The following is an 18,827-nucleotide window of genomic DNA, read 5'->3' on the forward strand; positions in this document are numbered from 1 at the left end:
CTCGACTGGGGCCTTGAGGCTAGCTAGTCGCTGGGTTCATCTCTCGCAAGGAGCGCCGTAAGGATCGGGGCAAATCTGTCTCTGGCGCGCAGGTTTGCGCGATATCGCTCGAGTGCGCGTCTCAATAACTGATCCTGTGCCGGTAGATGCCGTTGCCCGAAAAACTCGAAGATTTCGGCCGCACGCCGAGAGGATTCTGGTCCAATGAGGAGAGCGAGAGATTCCAGCATCCTCGCGTGCGAGTTGTTGGGGAACTTCTCGAGAAGCTGCTGATAGTGCTCGAAGATGAAGTCCACAGCAACCGTCCCTGTTTTGCGGTTGGCGAGAACCCCGTTGATCAGGTAAGGGGCGTCTTGTGAGCGAATCTCTTCCAGACAGGCATCGAGAACACGCCCTGCCAATGTCTTGTTGTTGAACTGGGCGAGGGCAAAGAGATGTCGATGCTCATCGTGGGGATCCTTGGCGTTGCGGTATCGGTCTAACACGAAGGCAAACTCGGATTCATCCCCTCGCGAAGCGATCGTGGCAAGGACGGGGCTCACGAGGTCGCCACTGGCCCCTCCGACACCGCTCATATCTTCGCGGAACCACTGCGTGGCCATCTCGCGGACGGAAGAGTCCTCTCCGATTGTGCCGAGGGTCAAGAAAGCCACTGCACGAGACCGCCTGGTGTCCGACGTGTCCTCCTTGGTTGGCTCGAGACCGATACGTTCGATGACGGGACCAAAGGTAGAGCGCGTGAGGTTGGCGACAAGCTCGTGCTGCTGGTCATCGGCGATCTGATCAAGGAAACCTAGCGCCTCTGAGACTACCCCAAGCACTCTTGGATCATCCTCGTCTTGGCACCGTCGCATGAGATCAATTGCTCCTTCGAGGCTGCCCAAGTCGGCAATCGCGCTCCACCAGGTGTCGGCGACGAGATTGAAACGTTCCATCGGGGCGAGATCATGATAGATCTCCTGGAGCTGTGCAAAAAGGGGTTGAGTGTAGTGAGTACGGTAGACCCCGAGCCCGCCGGCATTGACAATCGCGGGTAGCGAGGCGACCTGCACCGTCTGCTCCTCCTGCGTCATGAGGACTCTGGACTCGATGCCTGCGTGATCCCTAACGACTACGGGCACGTGCCACAGTGAGCCAATTGCACCTCGTGGGTCTGACGTTTCGCCAAGAAGGCGAAATGCCGACTGCGTTAGGCGAACCCCGTCGGGGTGGGGTTCGACTGTAACGACAGGATGACCTCCCTGAAAGATCCAAGTGTCCATCATCTCAGAGACGGCCTGACCACTGGCGTCATCGAGGGCATGCCAGAGATCCGATGTCTCGGTGTTGGCGTACCGGTGATCACTGAGGTATTTGCGTATGCCTCGCTGGAAGACCTCCTTGCCGAGATAGACCTCGGTCATCTTGAGGATTGAAGCTCCCTTTTCGTAGGTCAGTTCGTCAAACATGTTCTCGGCATCGCTTGGGGCAATGACATCATATTCGATCGCACGTGTCGAGGGAAGAGAGTCGGTAAGCAGCGAGCGAACACGTCCGACTCCAAACGAGGCCCAGCTATGCCATTGGGGAGCAAAGTCGTTACTGGCGGTGACCTCCATATAAGTGGCGAAGGCTTCATTGAGCCAGATTCCGTTCCACCATTTCATGGTGACAAGATCGCCAAACCACATGTGGGCAATTTCATGAGAAACCACAGCACACACTCGTTCAAGTTCGGCCTCTGAGGCATCGTCTTCGGTCACCAGGAGGTCTGTCTCGCGAAAGGTTACCGCACCCAGGTTTTCCATGGCACCAGCTGCAAAGTCGGGTATGGCGATGAGGTCGAGCTTGGGCGCAGGATACGGTATTCCGAACCAATCTTCAAAGAACTCCAGTGCGTGAGCAGCGACCCTGAGTGCAAAGGCAGACATCGTCGACTTCCCAGGGGTCGCGACAAGACGCACCGGGATGCCGCGCACTTTCTGTTCCGGGGTACATTCAAGGTGGCCAACGACGAGCGCCAATAGATAGGTAGACATCTTCATCGTCTGTGCGAAGGTGACCCGACGCCACCCAGTCGTATCTGCGGGGCCTTGTGTCGTGATGGAGTAGTTCGAAACCGCTTGACATGAGTCCGGAATTTCGACGGTTAAGGCAAAGGTTGCCTTTGCATCGGGTTCGTCAAAGCAGGGGAAGGCACGCCTGGCATCTGTCGATTCGAACTGCGTGGTCGCCAAACGGCGGGTTTGTCTCTGTTCGTCTAGGTAGGTTGAAAGATAGAGGCCACGTAGGTCCCTTCGAAGGGTGCCCCGAAACGAAACAACAAGTGTGAACGCGCCCAGCGGCAGGGGAGATGGGCACGTGATGGTCAGGATCTCTCTTTCGTTGTCAAGCGAGGCCTCAGCCTTCGTCAAAGTCGAACCGACCTTGATCGCAACGTCGTCGACCGCTAGATCGCAGGCGTTGATCTCAACCTGGGTTACCTCGGTCGTCGTAGTGCAGAGTATCTCGACTTTGCCTGAGTAGTCGTCTTTGTCGGGATCAATTCGTAGATCCAGGGCGTAATTTTCAGGGCGGACTGCCGGGTCGAGCCGGTATGGATTTCCATCTCTCATCGCCTCTACGCTAATCGAGCGTGAGGCTTGGAGCAAATACCAATCGAGCAAGGCCCGGCATGGCCTTGCGCGGCTCCTTTTCGTGGGCGGTTGAACCGCCGGTGATGCCCCCATCTCACGGCCAAGCTGATAGGACCGTTAGAGGGCAACGGAAAGCTCTCTTTAACGGGGGTGCGTCCTGTGCGTCGCATCACATTACATCAATTTTTGCAGATTGCCGAAGTCATCGCTGGCGTTGTTTTCGTTGACAGAGTGGGTAAAGGAGCCCGCAGCGCCGAAGCGCTGATGAAGGCCACAAGCTTCATCAGCTGGGCCCGACACTCGAACCATGGCTGTTGGTCCGAAACCCGTCAACTGCTCGCACTGCATTCTGGTGTCTCCTGCTAGCGCGCCTGTGGACGCTCTTGTCGGAATCATGCCCAATTAGTTAACTGGTTATCAACCGCACCCAAACTGGTTCCGGTCACGGTTTTGTCGGCTCCGTTGCGCAATATTCGTGTATGCCTCGAGTTTGGCGAACTGTTGATCCTAAGATCGGCGAAGTACTGGCCCTGAGATGTCACAGGAGCAGTGTGCCCAGGAGGAGCCAGTCTCGTGCGATTTCGGTGTCGGATATTCCGTTTGCTGTCACTCTCCCCTGATTGAGCAGGTACTGAGTTTTGCGACTCGGCGCGCCGGGACAAGCTCGTAGTGCTCTACCTTTCAGTGCTGAAAACAGAGTATTTGCTTGCAGCCCCTTGGCGGTCTGTGCAATACTAAGTGAACAAGGTTGTGTGCCCCGTACGGTCGGGACGCTGAAGGTGGACAAGTGTGGCTCGTTTAGATTCTGAGACCTGACTGCAGCTTTGCGGGATTCGTCTGAGTTCCTTGGTCTTCGGTTTTTGATTCTTTGGCTGTGGGACTGTCTCACGAACGCTGAGGGTACGAGTGGACTGGCCGTTTGAGAGCGTTCGCTGTGACGTTGAGTCCGGAAACAACTGCGGAACAAAGGTCTGCCTGCATGATCTTGGTCACTGCGGGGGCTTAGCGGGACACGAGGATGGAATGACGAAAACAGGGTGATGACGTTGCGTAAGCGAGCTTTTGAGGTGAAGGACTTTTGGAGGATTAGGACTTTGGCCGATCCTGACCTCTCCTTCGACGGGACGCAGGTTGCCTATGTCGTTGGTAACGCAGCCGAGGCAGATGATCGAGTAGAGACATCGATTTGGATCTCGGGGACTGATGGAGGCGGGAGCGCGCGCCAGGTGACCGTTGGTCCGAAAGACACCGCTCCGCGTTGGTCTCCGGACGGTCGTTTTCTTGCATTTCTCTCTGACAGAGGCAAGGAGAAGCAGGTCTATCTGTTGCCAAGTGATGGTGGTGAGGCGCGCCAGCTGACCTCTATGGCTCACGGCGTGAGTGCATTTTCGTGGTCCCCAGACGGAACCGCGCTTGCGGTAAGCGCTAAAACAGGCGAGTGGAGATCGCTCGATGAACGGTCTGCTGTTGAGAAGTCAGCACCAACGGTCTGGACGAGTCTCTATAACCGATTTGACAATATTGGTCGCTTCGACGAGCGTCGTCAGCATATCTTCGTGGTGGATGCTGATAGCGGACTGGACCGACAAGTTACCTTCGGGGACTGGGACGATGTAGACCCGAGCTGGTCGCCGAGTGGTGATAGCCTTGTATTCGCCTCAGATAGATCTCTGACGCGTAATACGGTGTTGCAACGTTCGATTTGGCTGCTAGCACTTGCTGGTGGGGAACCAATTGCAATCTCCGGTCCGGTAGCGACCTGTGGGTCTCCACGTTTCTCTCCGGGTGGCGGACAGGTCTGTTTTGTGGGTCACACCAATCAACCTGGCGACTCGAGCCGTAATTCACATCTCTTTGTGGTGACTCTCGGCGCTGAGCGCCCTCCGCTATGTCTCACGACATCGTTAGATAGGCCGGTCTGGGGCCTCCTCCCAGCGCTCGGACGCCCATTTGCTTGGCGTGACGAGAACGAGGCGGTGTTTCTCGTGGCTGATCAGGGGGCACAGAGCGTCTATTCAGTGCGCACCGATGGCGTGGAAGGAACCCCCCAATTTGTTGTTGGTGGAGATCGACAGATTGGAACAGTGGATGCCAAGGCTGGGGTCTTAGCCTACGTTGCAACCTGGCCGTCTCGATTTCCTGAACTGTTCTGCTCTGATGCGAGCGGTTCACACGAGAAAGAGGTGTCTCGTGTGAACTTGGACCTAGTTCAAGAGGTTGAGCTCGCTGAGCTGCGCCGCGTCTCTCATCGTGCACACGATGGCATGGAGATCGCATCCTTTGTCCTCTACCCATCGAACCACACTCCAGGAAAGGCGTTGCCGCTAGTGTTGGAGATTCATGGTGGACCTCATGGATGGCATCCCCAAGGCTCGATGATGGCGCTTTATCAGGCGCTCGCAAGCGCTGGTTACGCGGTACTGCTTCCAAATCCCCGCGGTAGTCAGAGCTTCGGAGAGGCCTTCGCCATGGCTTGCACCAAAGACTGGGGCGGCGAAGACTATCTCGACATTATGGGCGCTGTCGATGCTCTTGTGGAACAAGGCGAGGTAGATCCCGAGCACATGTACGTCGCAGGCTACTCCTACGGTGGTTTCATGACGGCCTGGGTAGTTGGCCACACTGAACGCTTTAAGGCAGCTTGCATCTCGGCCCCGGTCTCGAACCTTGTGAGTATGTACGGCACCACCGATATTCCTTATTTCAATGAGTTTGAGTCCGGTGGTTCGCCATGGGATGCCCCTCAATATTACCGGGAGCGTTCCCCGATCACGTATCTTCCGAACGTGACCACTCCGGTGCAAGTCCTCCATTGGGAGGGTGACCTGCGCTGTCCGATTGGCCAAGGCGAGGAGATCTTTCAGGGACTGCTCAAGCTCGGTAAGGAAGCACAGATGGTGCGGTATCCCGGAGGATTCCACGTGGCGCGTACGCCATCTCAGATGTGCGACTATATCGAGCGTCACCTTTCGTGGTTTTCAGCGCACCGCTGAGGGTGGATAGCTGAGCGTTAACGCAGTTCGTGCCCTGCTCTAAGGCAAACCAAGCTAAGGTCCCCAAGAGCATCGGCTGAACGATGAGCGTTTAACAAGCGACGCTGACGCGCGCTAAACGAACAGTGGGTGGAGAGAGAAAGAAGGATGAAGGCGTATGAGTACCTTGGCGATTTTGGGAGCCGGAAGTGATCGGCCGATAGCACTTCGTAACGGAGTGATCGTTCCAATAGAAGGAGATCCAATTCACGGCGGCACAATTGTCTTCGTTGATGGAGCTATCACGGCGGTAGGCGATAGTTCTGTTGCTGTGCCGGAGAACGCTAACGTCATTGATCTTGAGGGACGGTGGGTGGTTCCTGGATTTATTGATGCCCATACCCACGTCGGTGTTCACCAAGAAGCTGGTGGTTGGGCCGGTAATGACACGAACGAGATGACCGAGCCGGTGACTGCACAGGTTCGGGCTCTCGACGCGATCAATCCTGACGATATAGGCTTTCGTGACGCAATCGAAGGCGGCGTGCTCGTCGTCAACGTGAATCCAGGATCTGGTAATCCTATTGGTGGACAGACCGTTGCATTACGGTGCTTTGGACGCGTTGTAGATGAAATGGTGCTTCGGGAGCCGAGTGGGATGAAGTCCGCTTTGGGAGAGAACCCAAAGCGCGTGTATGGAGATCGCAAGCAGATGCCGAGTACCAGACTCGGGACGGCGAGCGTCATTCGAGACGCACTGACAAAGGCCCAAAACTACGAGCGGTCTAAGGAGCGAGCGACGCAGGGAGAAGACGATGCAAAAGCTCCCGACAGAGATCTCAAGCTTGAAGCTCTGGGAAGAGTTCTACGTCGCGAGATACCATGGCGACAACACAGCCATCGTGCCGACGACATCATGACGGCAGTTCGGATTGCCGAAGAGTTTGGATATGATTTGGTGATCGACCACGGGACTGAAGCGTACCTCGTGGCTGATCGTCTCGCTGCCCGATCCATCCCGGTGATCATCGGTCCGCTCTTTACCTCGCGATCGAAGGCCGAGCTGATCAATCGATCGCTCCGTAACCCGGGCAGGCTGGCCAAGGCCGGGGTAACGATTGCCATAACTACCGATCATCCGGTTGTCCCCTTGCACTTCTTGGTCCATCAGGCGACCCTTGCAGTGAAGGAAGGCTTGGACCGCAGAACGGCTCTTGAGGCCATAACGATCAACCCGGCTCGGATCGTTGGCATTGCTGACAGAGTTGGCTCTTTGGCCGTTGGTAAAGATGCTGAACTCTGCGTCTGGTCAGGTGATCCTCTTGATGTCATGTCACGTGTTGAGCTAGCGTTTTCTCGTGGTCGTTGTGTGTATCGATACGATCCCGAGCTCGGTTGTGGGGAATTTGTTGAAGCGATTTAGTCATCATGCGGTCGGTGGGTGTGGGCTCCTGATGGTGTTGTTGCGGTGTTGCCTGGGCGGTGCTTTCGAGAGCCCTCCGAGGACTTCGGGAGCACCGAACAGTGCGTGGGCCTTGGGTTCACCAATTCACGGAGTGCTGTAGCATCATGAGTCGACGTGTGGTAGTGGACGCCGCTGTGTTCATGTCCCACACTGAGAAGGCGGCGGGATACCGCCAGTGGTGTGGGGGAAGAATTTGGAGTTCCGCATTAAATGGGACACGCAACTCTGCTTAGCTTTGCGGCTTCTACGGGCCGCGGAAGCGGGAAAACAGCGTGAGCCAGAGGACGGTTGCAGCGTGACCGAGACTAGCTTACGAAGCCTCCACCTTCAGGTGGGGGTAGTTCACTCGCAACGTTTGATCAGTCCCTGGCTGAAGTGCTGCCCAACGAGACCGAGCTGATTCACTAACGCTCACGTATCTATGACGGAAAACGGCTGCCAGGTGTCAATCATCCTGTTTATCCAAAACTCTAGAGGGACGAGCGATATCTGGACCGCCCCTTGGGCGCGGTCCACTTCGTTTGTGAGAAGACCACCCACGCTTTACCTGCCTCGCTCCTACGGGGTCCTAGATCCCAAGTAGTTCTCGCCCGTTGTGGCCTCGGGTTTGCGTGACGTGAGTGAGCACCATCAGTTGGGTCCTAATGTCTGGGGCCAAGAACTCGTAGGGACTGAGGTAGCCAAGAGAGCTATGCGCTTTGGGTCTGGTTGTAGTCGTGGCGATAGTTGTTAGTCAATAGTTGTGCTCACTCGACATAAGGTGAACAGCTCACCGTTTCAAGAGTTCGTCTCGTAGACGGGAATTGAACGGCTGGCACTTTCCGCTCTTTCCAGAGTGAGTTAGCGTCGATTCCCACCACAGTCGCCGATTATCCGCAGACATGCCACCCATCGAGATTCAGCGTCCTTAGCCCAGGCGTGCGGTCCCATTCTGGCGCAAGACTTGGTCTACTAGAATGCGGGTAAATGCCAGATTGCAAGGGGTGCCAGCGACTTGAGTGGACAAATGCACATCGACCTTAACTGCGACATGGGAGAGGGCTTTGGCCTCTACCATGTCGCCAAGGACGAAGAGCTCTTAGATTTCGTGACGAGTGCCAACATTGCGTGTGGCTTCCATGCTGGTGACCCCAGAACGATGGATGCCACCGTAGCGCTTGCCACAGCACACGGCGTGGCGATCGGGGCACACGTCTCGTACCCAGACCTCGTAGGCTTCGGTCGGCGCCACATCCAAGTCAGCCCGCTTGAGCTTATCACCGACGTGACTTTCCAGATTGGTGCCTTGCAGGCATTCTGTCAACGTCACGGAACTCGACTTCGCTATATCAAAGCCCACGGTGCTCTCTACAACGATTTGGCCGTCGATGCAACCTTGGCAAAGGCGATGGCCACCGCGGTGTTGGAGTATGACCCATCGCTACCCGTTCTCACCCTTGCTAAGAGTCCATCTGTTCAGGTATTTGGTGAAGCTGGTATCAGGACCATTTCAGAGGGATTTGCAGATCGAGCCTACACCTCGGAGGGTCGACTGGTATCGCGTACAACACCCGGGGCCGTCGTGACCGATCCAGAAGTCGTTGCTGCACGAGGACTAGCGCTCGCCTCTCATCAACCAATTTACGATATCCACGGAGCTCCGGTCACCGTTGACTGTGAATCCATCTGTATTCATAGCGACAGCCCCGGGGCGCTAACTCTCGCAGCGGCGGTGCGCAAGACCCTGGAGGATGCGCAAGTGCTTGTCGCTTCCTTTGGATAGCACAACGATGAACCTACACGAGCTGCGCCGACAAGGAGAAGACCATCCGCAACAGAATTGAGAGGAGGACTCATATTGGCCGAGAAGCTTATCAGCTCAAGTCATCACACAAATGCCGGGCTGGTATCTGTCGACACGAGGGTAATGAGAACGATTGCCATCTTGTGTGAAGTGTTCTAATGCTCCGCATCCTTCCATCAGGACCGAAGGCGTTTCTCGTCGAGGTAGAGGACGATTCACAGGTCATGGCTTTGCTTAACGAGGTGGCGAATCGTAACGACACCGGCTGGATCGCCCAAGTGGTCGATATTGTGCCCGGCGAACGCACGGTGCTCTTCGACGGCGTCACCGATCTTCATACTGCGAAGGCTGACGTGTGCTCGTGGCAACTTCAAGCTGGTGAAGTTCGGCCCACAACAACCGTGGAGATCGAATGTCGCTACGACGGCCCGGACCTTGACAGAGTCGGCGAACTTTGGGAGATGTCGAACGAAGATGTAGTGTACTACCACTCGCGACTTCCCCATCGAGTGGCATTCTGTGGGTTTGCGCCCGGGTTCGCATACATCCAAAGCCTGGACCAGGATCACTTGGTACCACGTCGAGCCTCCCCAAGGGGGAACGTTGGTGCCGGCAGTGTTGGACTTGCACGTTCATACACTGGCATCTACCCCCGATCCTCTCCCGGGGGCTGGCAGTTGATCGGTCGTAGTGACACCAGTATCTGGGACGAGAACCGAGAACCTCCAGCGCTTCTCACCCCGGGCACTCGCGTCATCTTCGTACCGATCTGAGACAGGGTGACTGATGGAGCGCGAGCAAGACTTTGTCACTGTTGTACGCCCTGGGATGCTCACGACCTTTCAAGATGCTGGACGACCAGGTTTCGCCCATCTTGGAGTACCTCGCTCCGGTGCCTTGGACCCCAAGAGCTACCATCTCGCAAACCGCCTGGTTGGCAACCAGGTGGGAGCCGCCGTTCTTGAAACCACCTTCGATGGCGTCTCACTCTCTTTTTCTTCGGGCGCCCTCGTTGCGGTGACCGGAGCTTTGGCTGACGTGAGTGTCAATGATCAAACGGTCAGCTGGAGCATGCCTGTGTACGTGCCGCCAGGGGGTCGCCTGAATGTTGGCACGGCAGCGGTCGGTTTGCGTAACTATGTCGCGGTAGCGGGTGGATTTCAAGTTACGCCGGTACTCTCCAGTCGCTCACGAGACCTGCTCTCTGGCCTTGGTCCACCTCCGTTGGTAGCCAATCAGTTGATTAAGATCGGCCCATGCCCACCGAGCATGCCGGCCGTCGACTTTGCACCCTACCTCCCTCTTGGCGACTACCTGAAAGTAGAGGTGCACCCTGGACCCCGTCGCGAATACCTGACAAGAGCGGCAGAGCACGCTCTCTTTGGCCAAACTTACCAGGTGCTACCGGAAAGTAATCGGATAGCTCTGCGCTTAAAGGGCAACCCAATCGATCGAGACTCGAACGAAGAGCTCGCTAGTGAGGCGGTGGTGTGGGGCGCGCTGGAGCTCTTACCAACTGGGGACATCGTGGTCTTTCTAGCTGACCATCCGACCACCGGGGGTTATCCGGTGATCGGTGTCGTCGACGAGGCCTCGGCGAGCCTCTGTGCTCAGCTTCGCTCCGGAGACGAAGTCAATCTCGTGCGCGCGCGGTCATGGAGAACCCGAGAGGGCCAAATCTGATTTGCGTTGGCCGGATCTCGCCGATTCGGGTTGGCCGACCAAGCCTATGATAGGGCTGAGCCATTGAAGCTGGGTCGTTCACTGTTGCATGATGTGTTCGCTAACGACAACACGTGGCTCATTTCGTGAAGTACCAATCTTGGGCATTCAGCTCCAGATATGGACTCTGCACGACGCCCTTAAGCTTGCTCGATATCATCGACAGCATGTACGGTGCCTTCGGTTGGTAGACAACGGGGAGTTGTAGGGCCGCGAAGTTCTGATAACTATCGAGAGCAGCCTGACCGTTAGCGCTGGAATGCGTGTCAGCGATCAGGGTATCCATAGAAATGCGGGAGTAAAGACCGCATAGCTAAGCAGAGTTGTGTGTCCCATCTGGTGAGGAGGTCCAATGGGGATATCACCTATCGCCGGTACTAGATGGTCGCGGATTCGTCACTCGTAGCCCGCTTTTTTGTCGTGTGTGATCGTCCGTTGGTGCGAAGGTAGTTGATTAGGTGGCCCAGAAGTTGCTCTGCCGCCATAGACGAGGTAGTCGAGACTGGGGCATTTGCCTCCTGGTCCATCTGATTCAGGATCTTCTCGGCCCGACGTTTGGGTGCGTGAACTACCTTCGAGCGGTACGGTTCTTTGCCTGTAACTGGATCTGTTCCGAGATAGACGCGAAGCCTCCAAACGTCTGGTTGACCCTTGTGAGGTGCGATACTGCCGCGCATCGGACAATTTTATTGCTTAGCTGGGGGTTCGCAAGTCTCGCCATGTCACAACTCATGTCACATTAGCTTGCAACTCATGTCACAAAGTCGATTATCCCTGGTCAAACGGTGGGCCGCCAGGGTCTCGAACCCTGCACCTTGGGATTAAAAGTCCCCTGCTCTACCGGATGAGCTAGCGGCCCGGCGGTGCCCGCTGGAGCGGGCACGGTCCCGGAAGATACTACTTCTTGGTCTCCCAGAAAATGTCACTGATCTGCCCAATGCTGGCAAGAAGTTGATCAGCCACTGCGGTGTCATTGGTGCGCTTCACCTGGCTCGTCAGCTTCTTGGCATTCCAAAAGACCTCATGCAACTGCGGATACTTTTCGAGGTGGGCCGGCTGAAAGTACTGATACCAAAGGACGTCAAGATGACGATTGACCTCTGCGGCGCGCTCCTCTTTGATGAGCGTTGCCCGGTCGCGGAAGTATTGGTCATCAGACGCGTTATATTTCTCAACGATTGCCTTGATCGACTCGGCCTCAATCCTTGCTTGCGCTGGGTCGTAGACACCGCAGGGCAGATCGCAGTGCGCCGAGGCCTGTGCCGGGGCGCGTAGTGTATCTACCAACGTGAGCATTTTTGTGAGCAACATAGGTTGTCCTTTCTCTTGTTATGCATGGACACCAGTATCTTACCAGGGGTGCGCCGCATGAATCGGACCAGTGGCAGGTGCGACCCACGGGCTCGTCGGTCAAAAAGGCGGAATCGAGCTGTGCTGTCGTTAGCCACAATGGCGTTAGCCTCGACATTGTTTGCGATTAGCAGGTACGAGGTGAGCGGTCCATCGATGGAACCTACGTTGTTGAACGGCGATCGGCTCTTGGTGGTGAAGTTTCCTTGGCCACCAATTGGCAAGATCATCATCGTTCGGGATGCACGTTCCAGCGATGACATGGTCAAACGGTTACGATTTCGTCGCCGCGCAAAGGTCTGGGTGCAGGGAGACAACGATAAATACTCGACGGATAGTCGCCAGTTAGGTTGGCTCCCGCGTGATAGCGTGATCGGATGGGCCGTTTACCGATATTATCCTCCGGAGAGAGTGGGAAGCCTGCTGGGTGGGTAGAGTAAGCTGGTAGTGACAAAGGGGTGAGCATGGTGGACCTCCGGGTTCAGATCAATGAGTGGCTTCAGGAGGCAGACGAGCTCGAATTGAGCGCGGCTCCCGTTGAGACCCTCCGGTCGATGCGTGAAGCAGGCCGCAGACTTGAAAACTCGGTGTCGTATGCACGACGAGTCCTCCAGGCGCGACTCGATATCGCGACTGAACTCCATACTGCGGGGACAGGTGCCATCGTTTCTGTGGTAACGCCGCATTCGGATCCTGCGCCTTTGGCCGAGCGCCATGTGGAGGTTGAGATCCCAGAGGACGATATGGTCAGCGCGGAGGCCTATTTGCGCCTGCTCGTTGGAGGTGATCGAACGCATTCGCTCGACCTTCTCGATGCATCTCAGCTTGTCAGCTATCAGGCACGTTTGCAAGAAGGTGAGCGAACGATTTCTGGGTTGCGAAGGCAGCTGCACCAGCGTCTAGACCTCCTTGGCAGCGAGCTTGTGAGGCGTTATCAACAGCATCCGGTCAGCGGCACCTAGTCAGCCTCGCTGTTGTTTCGGAACAAGTGGCTTGGTCTGGCGGTTAGGCTAGCCATGATAGCTACTTGTGCCAGGGGTAAAGCATCTTGAGACTAGCAGTAATTAGCTACCACGCCTCTCCCGTGGCGGTGCCAGGGTCGGGAGTCAACGGTGGCATGAATGTTTACGTGAGGGCCCTTGCGACCCATCTTGCCCGCGCTGGTGTCGACTGTGACGTTTATTCGGCTAATGTCGGTACCGCTGATCAACAGTCATTCCGCCTCGAGTCTGGCCTCTGGCTGCACTCCTTGCCTGTTCGATCTGGCGAGGGCCAAGCTGCAGGGCCGGACTATCTGGGAATTCCCGAGTTTGCGGATCGTGTGATCGAACACATGCTTCGATCGTCAGTTCGTTACGATGCCGTGCACGCGAACTACTGGCTCTCTGGAGTCGCTGCACATCGCGTCAAGCATGATCTCAACATTCCAATGATTACTACGTTTCACACGTTGGAAAAGGCCAAACGATCCGTTGGTGCATCGGTGGACGATCGATCGAGCCTACGTATTCACCAGGAGTCACGCATCTTGGGCTGCTCCGATGCGGTACTAGCATCTGGCCAGGATGAGGCGCGGTGGTTACTCGACATGTATCAGGCGCCTGAAGCCAAGATCGTCCATCTGCCACTTGGCATCGATCGCGCGTTTTTCTCACCTGGGTCATCTGGACCAGCGCGCGAAGCCATTGGTTTCAATGATGGTGTTCCGATTGTACTCTACGTTGGGCGCATTCAGTCATTAAAGGGTACTGCGCTCGCGGTGGAGACATTGGTTGCCATGCGTGCTCATCGCAATGCTCGGTTGCTGATCGTGGGTGGGCCGTCTGGTCACGATGGCGCGCAAGAGTTCGATCGCGTGCAAAGTCTGATTCATCGTTATCACCTTGAGGATTGGGTGACCGTGCTTGATCCGATGCCACATGAAATCCTCTCGACGTACTACCGGGCTGCTGATGTGGTGTTGGTGCCTTCGGTGAGCGAGTCTTTTGGGTTGGTTGCGCTCGAGGCGATGGGGTGTGGCACGCCGGTCGTTGCCACCGATGTCGGTGGACTCAGGACAGTCGTAGATGACGGCAAGACCGGCATCTTGGTACAAGAACGTCGTGCCGGCGCATTTGCCGACGCCATTGAGCGGTTGCTATGCAACCCTGTGCAGTATCGAGTGATGGCCAAGCGTGCTGCAACTCGGGCTGAGGAGTTTACCTGGGCTGCGAGTGCTGAGAGATTGACGGGCGTTGTCGAACGCGTCGTGCAACAAGGGGTGTTGGCCAGCTGCACGAGTTGTGCATAGTTTGCAACTTCCCCGTACTGAGTAGCGCGACTACCCTTGGTCTTTAGTTGAGTTTCCTGGGATGAGACAAGGAGGCAACAGCCGTGCACGATTTATTGGTGGTTGGCAGCGGAAACATGGGAGCTGCGTTAGCTATTGGCATGGGCATCGCTGGCGATGGTCTTGGATCGATTGCCATCCTCGATCACACACTGAGCAAGGCACAGGCCGTCGCGTCGCGGGTTCCCCAAGGTATCGCCCTTACTGCACTTGAGGCTGCCGACGTCTACCTCCTTGCCGTGAAGCCACACCACATCCGCGGAGTTTTGGAACAATTGCCGTCTGGCGCCAAGGTTATCTCGGTCGCTGCGGGCATTCGTCTCGATCAGTTGAACGCCTGGGCGCCTAAAGGGGCGCGAGTTGTGCGTGCGATGCCGAACACCGCGTGTGAAATCAGGGCGGGAGTGACCGCCATTTGTGCCCTAGAAGGTTCCGATGACCTGGTAATCCGCGCTAGCGAGTTGTTCGCGCTCGTCGGTGACGTGTTTGTAGTTGCTGAGCAACAATTCGATACGGTTGCTGCGTTGTCCGGGAGCGGACCCGCTTACGTCTTCTTGCTGTTAGAGGCCATGCAAGAGGCTGGCATTACGCTCGGTTTGCCTGCTGCACTGGCGCTCGACTTGTCGCGTGCCACGATTCGAGGTGCGGGACTCTTGGCGCAAACTCGGCAGGATGACCCGCGGGCGATGAGGCTTGCGGTCACCTCCCCGGGAGGGATGACTGCTGCAGCGATTGCGGTGTTTGAGGAGTTCGGATTGCGTCACCAGACGCTAGCGGCGGTGCGCGCAGCCACTGAGCAGGCGCGAGCACTCTCGGAGCGGGCTAAGGGATGACCGTTATGGGGTATCATTCGAACTCAGCTGAAGCTGATGCGCAGCTGGCGTTTCGGCTAGGGGTTGGTCGTGCGGTACACTTAAGACGTCAAAGGTTCTGTTTTGTAGCGGTGGTAATGCATGTCTCTCATTCTCTTAAGTGTTAATGAGTCTGACCTTGGGTCGGACTTTGATCGTTTCGCTCTTACTCGGCCGCTTGAAGATGCATTGAGAGATGCACTGAGGGGTTTGATAGAGCGTGGGATAATCGAAGAGGCCCTGCTTCTCAGCACCTGTGCTCGGACGGAGCTCTACATCATGGCGGGGCAGTTCCACTCCACAGTTGATGAGGTGGCGGATGTTTTTGCCCAGGTGCTGCAACTTCCGGTAGCGAGTGTGCAACCGGTCACTCGAGTTCTCTACGGCAAAGCCGCGATTCATCACCTCTTACGGGTGTCGGGTGGACTCGAGTCTGCGATCGTTGGCGAGAGCGAGATTCTCGCCCAAGTCAAGCAGTCGTTGCTTGCTGCCAGAGAGAGCATGACCGTCGTGGGTCCGCTCGGGCGCTATTTCGAGCGTGCGCTTGAAGTTGGCAAGCGGATACGTAACGAGACCATGATTGGATCTGGGAATGTTTCGGTGACGTCAGCGGCGGCGCTACTGGCGATCTTGGAGGATGCCCCGCGACTGGAGAGCCCACGCGTTGGTGTGGTGGGCTCGGGCGCGATTGGTTCTGAAGTCGCCAGGGTGCTAGTTGACAAGGGAGCTTCAGTAACGATCATGTCATCGTCTCCTGAGCGCCGCGAACTTCTGGAGCGCCAACTTGTCGGGGTGAGCGTGGCGCCAACGAGCAACCTCTCTGATCAACTTGGCTCGCTCGACGCCCTCGTTATGGCGGGTTCAACCACTCCTTTGGTTCTCGATGCGACAGCATTAGAGGGGTTTGCGGGCTTGCGGATTATCGATCTCTGCCGTCCTCGGACGGTCGATCGAGTGACGGCAGAGGTGGCTGGCGTGACCCTTCTCGACCTTGACGATGTTAATCGGTTCGTCTCTGACCAGCTTGCCGAGCGCATGGAAGCCGTCAACTCCGTCGAGTTGATTATCGAGGCTGAGTTGGCGGCGTTCGCAGAGTTGGTGTGGATCGAAGACATGGGTCCGATACTGCGCAAGCTATACGAACAGGCTGAGCAGGTTCGAATGAGCGAGCTGACACGTACGCTCAAACGGTTGAATTACGATGATCCCAAGGTGGCGGCTGAGTTGGAGTTGCTGACCCATCGGATTGTCAATAAGTTGCTTCACCAGCCAGCGGCATCCCTTCGAGAGCATGCTGGGTCGGAGGGGTTTGCGGAGTATCTTGAGACGTTCAAGATGATCTTTCAACTTTGATGGGCTGCGCCCGATGACCAGTGCAATCAAGCTCGCCACTCGAGGCTCAGAGTTGGCGCTTTGGCAGGCCGAATGGGTAGCATCGCTCCTGTCGGCACCCACGGAGATCGTCGTTGTGGAGACCCAAGGCGACCGTGACCAACAGCGAAGTCTCACTGAGATCGGTGGGCAGGGTGTTTTCGTCAAGGAGATTCAGCACCGCGTGCTCGGCGGAAGGGCTTCGGTGGCAGTCCACTCGGCAAAGGATCTCCCGAGCGCGCCCGTCGAAGGGCTGGTGATCGGCGCCTGGTTACCACGTGCGAATCCACTTGATGCTATCGTCGGATCTACCTTAAATAGCCTTGTTCCTGGAGCCCGTGTCGGGACGTCGTCGCTGCGACGAGCCGCGCAACTCCTTGCGCTTCGACCAGACGTTGTGATTACTTCACTGCGCGGCAATATTCGAACACGGCTGTCCAAAGGACAAGATCTCGACGCAATTTTTGTAGCAGCAGCAGCACTCGATCGGCTTGGTCTGCAACCTGACGTCATGGAGACGCTCTCTCCAGAGGTCATGCTTCCACAGGTCGGTCAGGGGGCGATCGCCCTTGAGTGTAGGGCCGACGATGTCGCGACGATTGCGATCCTTGATGTCCTCAATGACGCTCGCACCGAGCAAGCCGTCAAGGCCGAGCGAAGCTTTTTGCGGGCCTTTGGCACTGGCTGTAGCCTGCCAATTGGGGCTTTCTGTGAACACAGGGATGGCATGCTCGAGCTTCACGCCATGGTTGCCGCACCCGATGGAACTAGGGTACTGCGTGGCAGTCTCGCTGGTGAGGATCCGGCCTCGCTTGGAGCTACGCTTGCCGAGACCATGATCCAGCGTGGGGCGCTTGACCTGCTGACGGCCTCGGAAGGTACAAGGTAAGCGTTGGTGTCACGCGTTGCCCTTGTCGGCGCCGGCCCGGGCGACCCTGGCCTGATCACGGTACGGGGTCTGGAGCTCCTGAACTCAGCGGAGGTCGTGGTCACAGATTTCCTGATAGACAGCCGGTTGAAACAGCGCATTGCGCCACATGTTAAAATTGTGGATGTTGGTAAGCGTCCGGGGCAAGCGTCATTCTCGCAGGAGGCAATCAATCAAGAGCTTGTCAGCCTTGCCAGGGAGCATGACCTTGTGGTTCGCCTCAAAGGTGGCGATCCGTTCCTCTTTGGAAGAGGTGGCGAGGAGGTCGATGCGCTGTTACAGGCCGGTATCTCCGTAGAGGTAGTGCCTGGCGTCTCCTCGGCCATTGCTGGCCCAGCCTTTGCTGGGATCCCGGTGACCCATCGAGGGTTGGCAGATGGCTTTCTGGTGATAACAGGACATCGACATGCCGACGCTCCTCTGGACTACGACTGGTCAGCGCTTGTCGCCTCGGGGTTGACGATCGTTGTTCTCATGGGTGTCGCCCATCGACGCTACATCGCGACGTCACTGATAAATGCGGGTATGGATCCCACAACCCCGGTCGCGGTGATCGAGTCGGTAACCTGGCCCCAGGAGCAATCATTGAGAACGACGTTGGCTCAGGTTGGTGATGTTGCTGTGAGTTCACCTGCAGTGATCATTGTTGGCAAGACTGCAGGACTGGAGTTGGCGTGGCGAGGATCGAGCCCGCTGGCTGGTCTCAGTGTTGCGCTGTTGCGACCCTTCGACCCTGGTGATGCCCTCGCGAGACGGCTACGAGACCTTGGGGCTATGGTCGTCGAGGCACCAGCGATCGAACTTCGTGAACCTTCTGACGGTGGCGCTGCACTGCGCACGGCGATGGAGCAGGTGGAACGTTACGATTGGTTGGTGTTTACCTCAAAAAATGGCGTCCAACGCACACTGAACCACTGTGGGGACCTACGCCGATTGGCTCGGGTGAAGATCGCCTGCATCGGTTCTGGCACCCAGGCAGCATTGGCTGGGTACCGAATTGGCTGCGACCTTGTGCCTCAAGAGTTTGTGGGGGAGTCGTTGGTGGCTGCGTTCCCGGCTGGCACGGGGAGAGTGCTTTTCCCGCGGGCCCGCGTCGCTCGTGATGTCGTCGTTGACGGCTTGCGCTCCAAAGGCTGGTCGGTGGACCTCGTCGAGGCGTACCAGGTGGCTATTCCCGATCCGGTGATGACTCATGAACAGGCCAAAGGGATCGACATTGTGATTTTTACCTCAGCGTCAACTGTCGATGGGTTTAGCCAGCAGTATCCGGGGGTGCTACCGCAACATGCCGTGGCGATCGGGCCAGTGACGGCCAAATGTTTGCAATCGATCGGTGTCACGCAACCACACGTGGCCCAAGAGTTCTCTGCACATGGCTTGCTTGAGCTTGTCATGAAGCTGGTCGCCCGTCGGGCGACCAGCTGACTGGGTAGGCTGGTCA

13 protein-coding genes and 1 tRNA gene are annotated in these 18,827 nt (G+C 56.8%); 11 read left to right on the plus strand and 3 right to left on the minus strand.

Annotated features, from left to right (window positions below):
- Positions 1-23 precede the first annotated feature (23 nt).
- Complete coding sequence (locus tag MP439_00160) at positions 24-2,594, minus strand: M1 family metallopeptidase (GenBank protein ID MCI2974488.1); 2,571 nt, start codon at positions 2,592-2,594, stop codon at positions 24-26.
- 1,067 nt (positions 2,595-3,661) lie between these two features.
- Here MP439_00160 and MP439_00165 point away from each other — a divergent pair.
- From MP439_00165 to MP439_00185, 5 genes are all read left to right on the plus strand, one after another.
- A complete protein-coding gene (locus MP439_00165) occupies positions 3,662-5,608 on the plus strand; it encodes a S9 family peptidase (protein MCI2974489.1) in 1,947 nt (648 codons plus the stop codon).
- Between the two features lie 157 nt (positions 5,609-5,765).
- Positions 5,766-7,010, plus strand: a complete 1,245-nt coding sequence (locus MP439_00170; GenBank protein MCI2974490.1) for an amidohydrolase — start codon at positions 5,766-5,768, stop codon at positions 7,008-7,010.
- A 1,036-nt stretch (positions 7,011-8,046) separates the two neighbouring features.
- Positions 8,047-8,814 carry a LamB/YcsF family protein gene (locus MP439_00175; GenBank protein ID MCI2974491.1) on the plus strand — a complete coding sequence of 256 codons (768 nt, stop codon included), beginning with the start codon at positions 8,047-8,049 and terminating at the stop codon, positions 8,812-8,814.
- 179 nt (positions 8,815-8,993) lie between these two features.
- Positions 8,994-9,608 (plus strand): allophanate hydrolase subunit 1, encoded by a 615-nt coding sequence (locus tag MP439_00180; protein MCI2974492.1) that lies wholly within the window; start codon positions 8,994-8,996, stop codon positions 9,606-9,608.
- 13 nt (positions 9,609-9,621) lie between these two features.
- Positions 9,622-10,518: a biotin-dependent carboxyltransferase family protein gene (locus tag MP439_00185; protein ID MCI2974493.1), complete on the plus strand. Its 897-nt coding sequence runs from the start codon at positions 9,622-9,624 to the stop codon at positions 10,516-10,518.
- 825 nt (positions 10,519-11,343) lie between these two features.
- Here MP439_00185 and MP439_00190 read toward each other — a convergent pair.
- Positions 11,344-11,416, minus strand: a tRNA-Lys gene (locus tag MP439_00190).
- Between the two features lie 38 nt (positions 11,417-11,454).
- Positions 11,455-11,868 carry a superoxide dismutase, Ni gene (sodN, locus tag MP439_00195; GenBank protein MCI2974494.1) on the minus strand — a complete coding sequence of 138 codons (414 nt, stop codon included), beginning with the start codon at positions 11,866-11,868 and terminating at the stop codon, positions 11,455-11,457.
- A gap of 503 nt (positions 11,869-12,371) precedes the next feature.
- Between sodN and MP439_00200 the strand changes: the two genes are divergently transcribed.
- The 6 genes from MP439_00200 (at position 12,372) to cobA (ending at position 18,811) form a co-directional block, all read left to right on the plus strand.
- The gene (locus MP439_00200; protein MCI2974495.1) at positions 12,372-12,869 is read left to right on the plus strand and encodes a hypothetical protein; all 498 of its coding nucleotides are present in this window, start codon (positions 12,372-12,374) and stop codon (positions 12,867-12,869) included.
- 86 nt (positions 12,870-12,955) lie between these two features.
- Complete coding sequence (locus MP439_00205) at positions 12,956-14,197, plus strand: glycosyltransferase (GenBank protein MCI2974496.1); 1,242 nt, start codon at positions 12,956-12,958, stop codon at positions 14,195-14,197.
- An 83-nt stretch (positions 14,198-14,280) separates the two neighbouring features.
- Positions 14,281-15,069 (plus strand): pyrroline-5-carboxylate reductase, encoded by a 789-nt coding sequence (proC, locus tag MP439_00210; GenBank protein MCI2974497.1) that lies wholly within the window; start codon positions 14,281-14,283, stop codon positions 15,067-15,069.
- A 120-nt stretch (positions 15,070-15,189) separates the two neighbouring features.
- Positions 15,190-16,440 carry a glutamyl-tRNA reductase gene (hemA, locus tag MP439_00215; protein MCI2974498.1) on the plus strand — a complete coding sequence of 417 codons (1,251 nt, stop codon included), beginning with the start codon at positions 15,190-15,192 and terminating at the stop codon, positions 16,438-16,440.
- Between the two features lie 13 nt (positions 16,441-16,453).
- Positions 16,454-17,347 (plus strand): hydroxymethylbilane synthase, encoded by an 894-nt coding sequence (hemC, locus tag MP439_00220; GenBank protein MCI2974499.1) that lies wholly within the window; start codon positions 16,454-16,456, stop codon positions 17,345-17,347.
- Positions 17,348-17,353: 6 nt separating this feature from the next.
- Positions 17,354-18,811, plus strand: a complete 1,458-nt coding sequence (gene cobA, locus MP439_00225; GenBank protein MCI2974500.1) for a uroporphyrinogen-III C-methyltransferase — start codon at positions 17,354-17,356, stop codon at positions 18,809-18,811.
- The last annotated feature ends 16 nt before the right edge of the window (positions 18,812-18,827 follow it).

The organism is Ferrimicrobium sp., assembly GCA_022690815.1.
Classification (GTDB): Bacteria; Actinomycetota; Acidimicrobiia; order Acidimicrobiales; family Acidimicrobiaceae; genus Ferrimicrobium.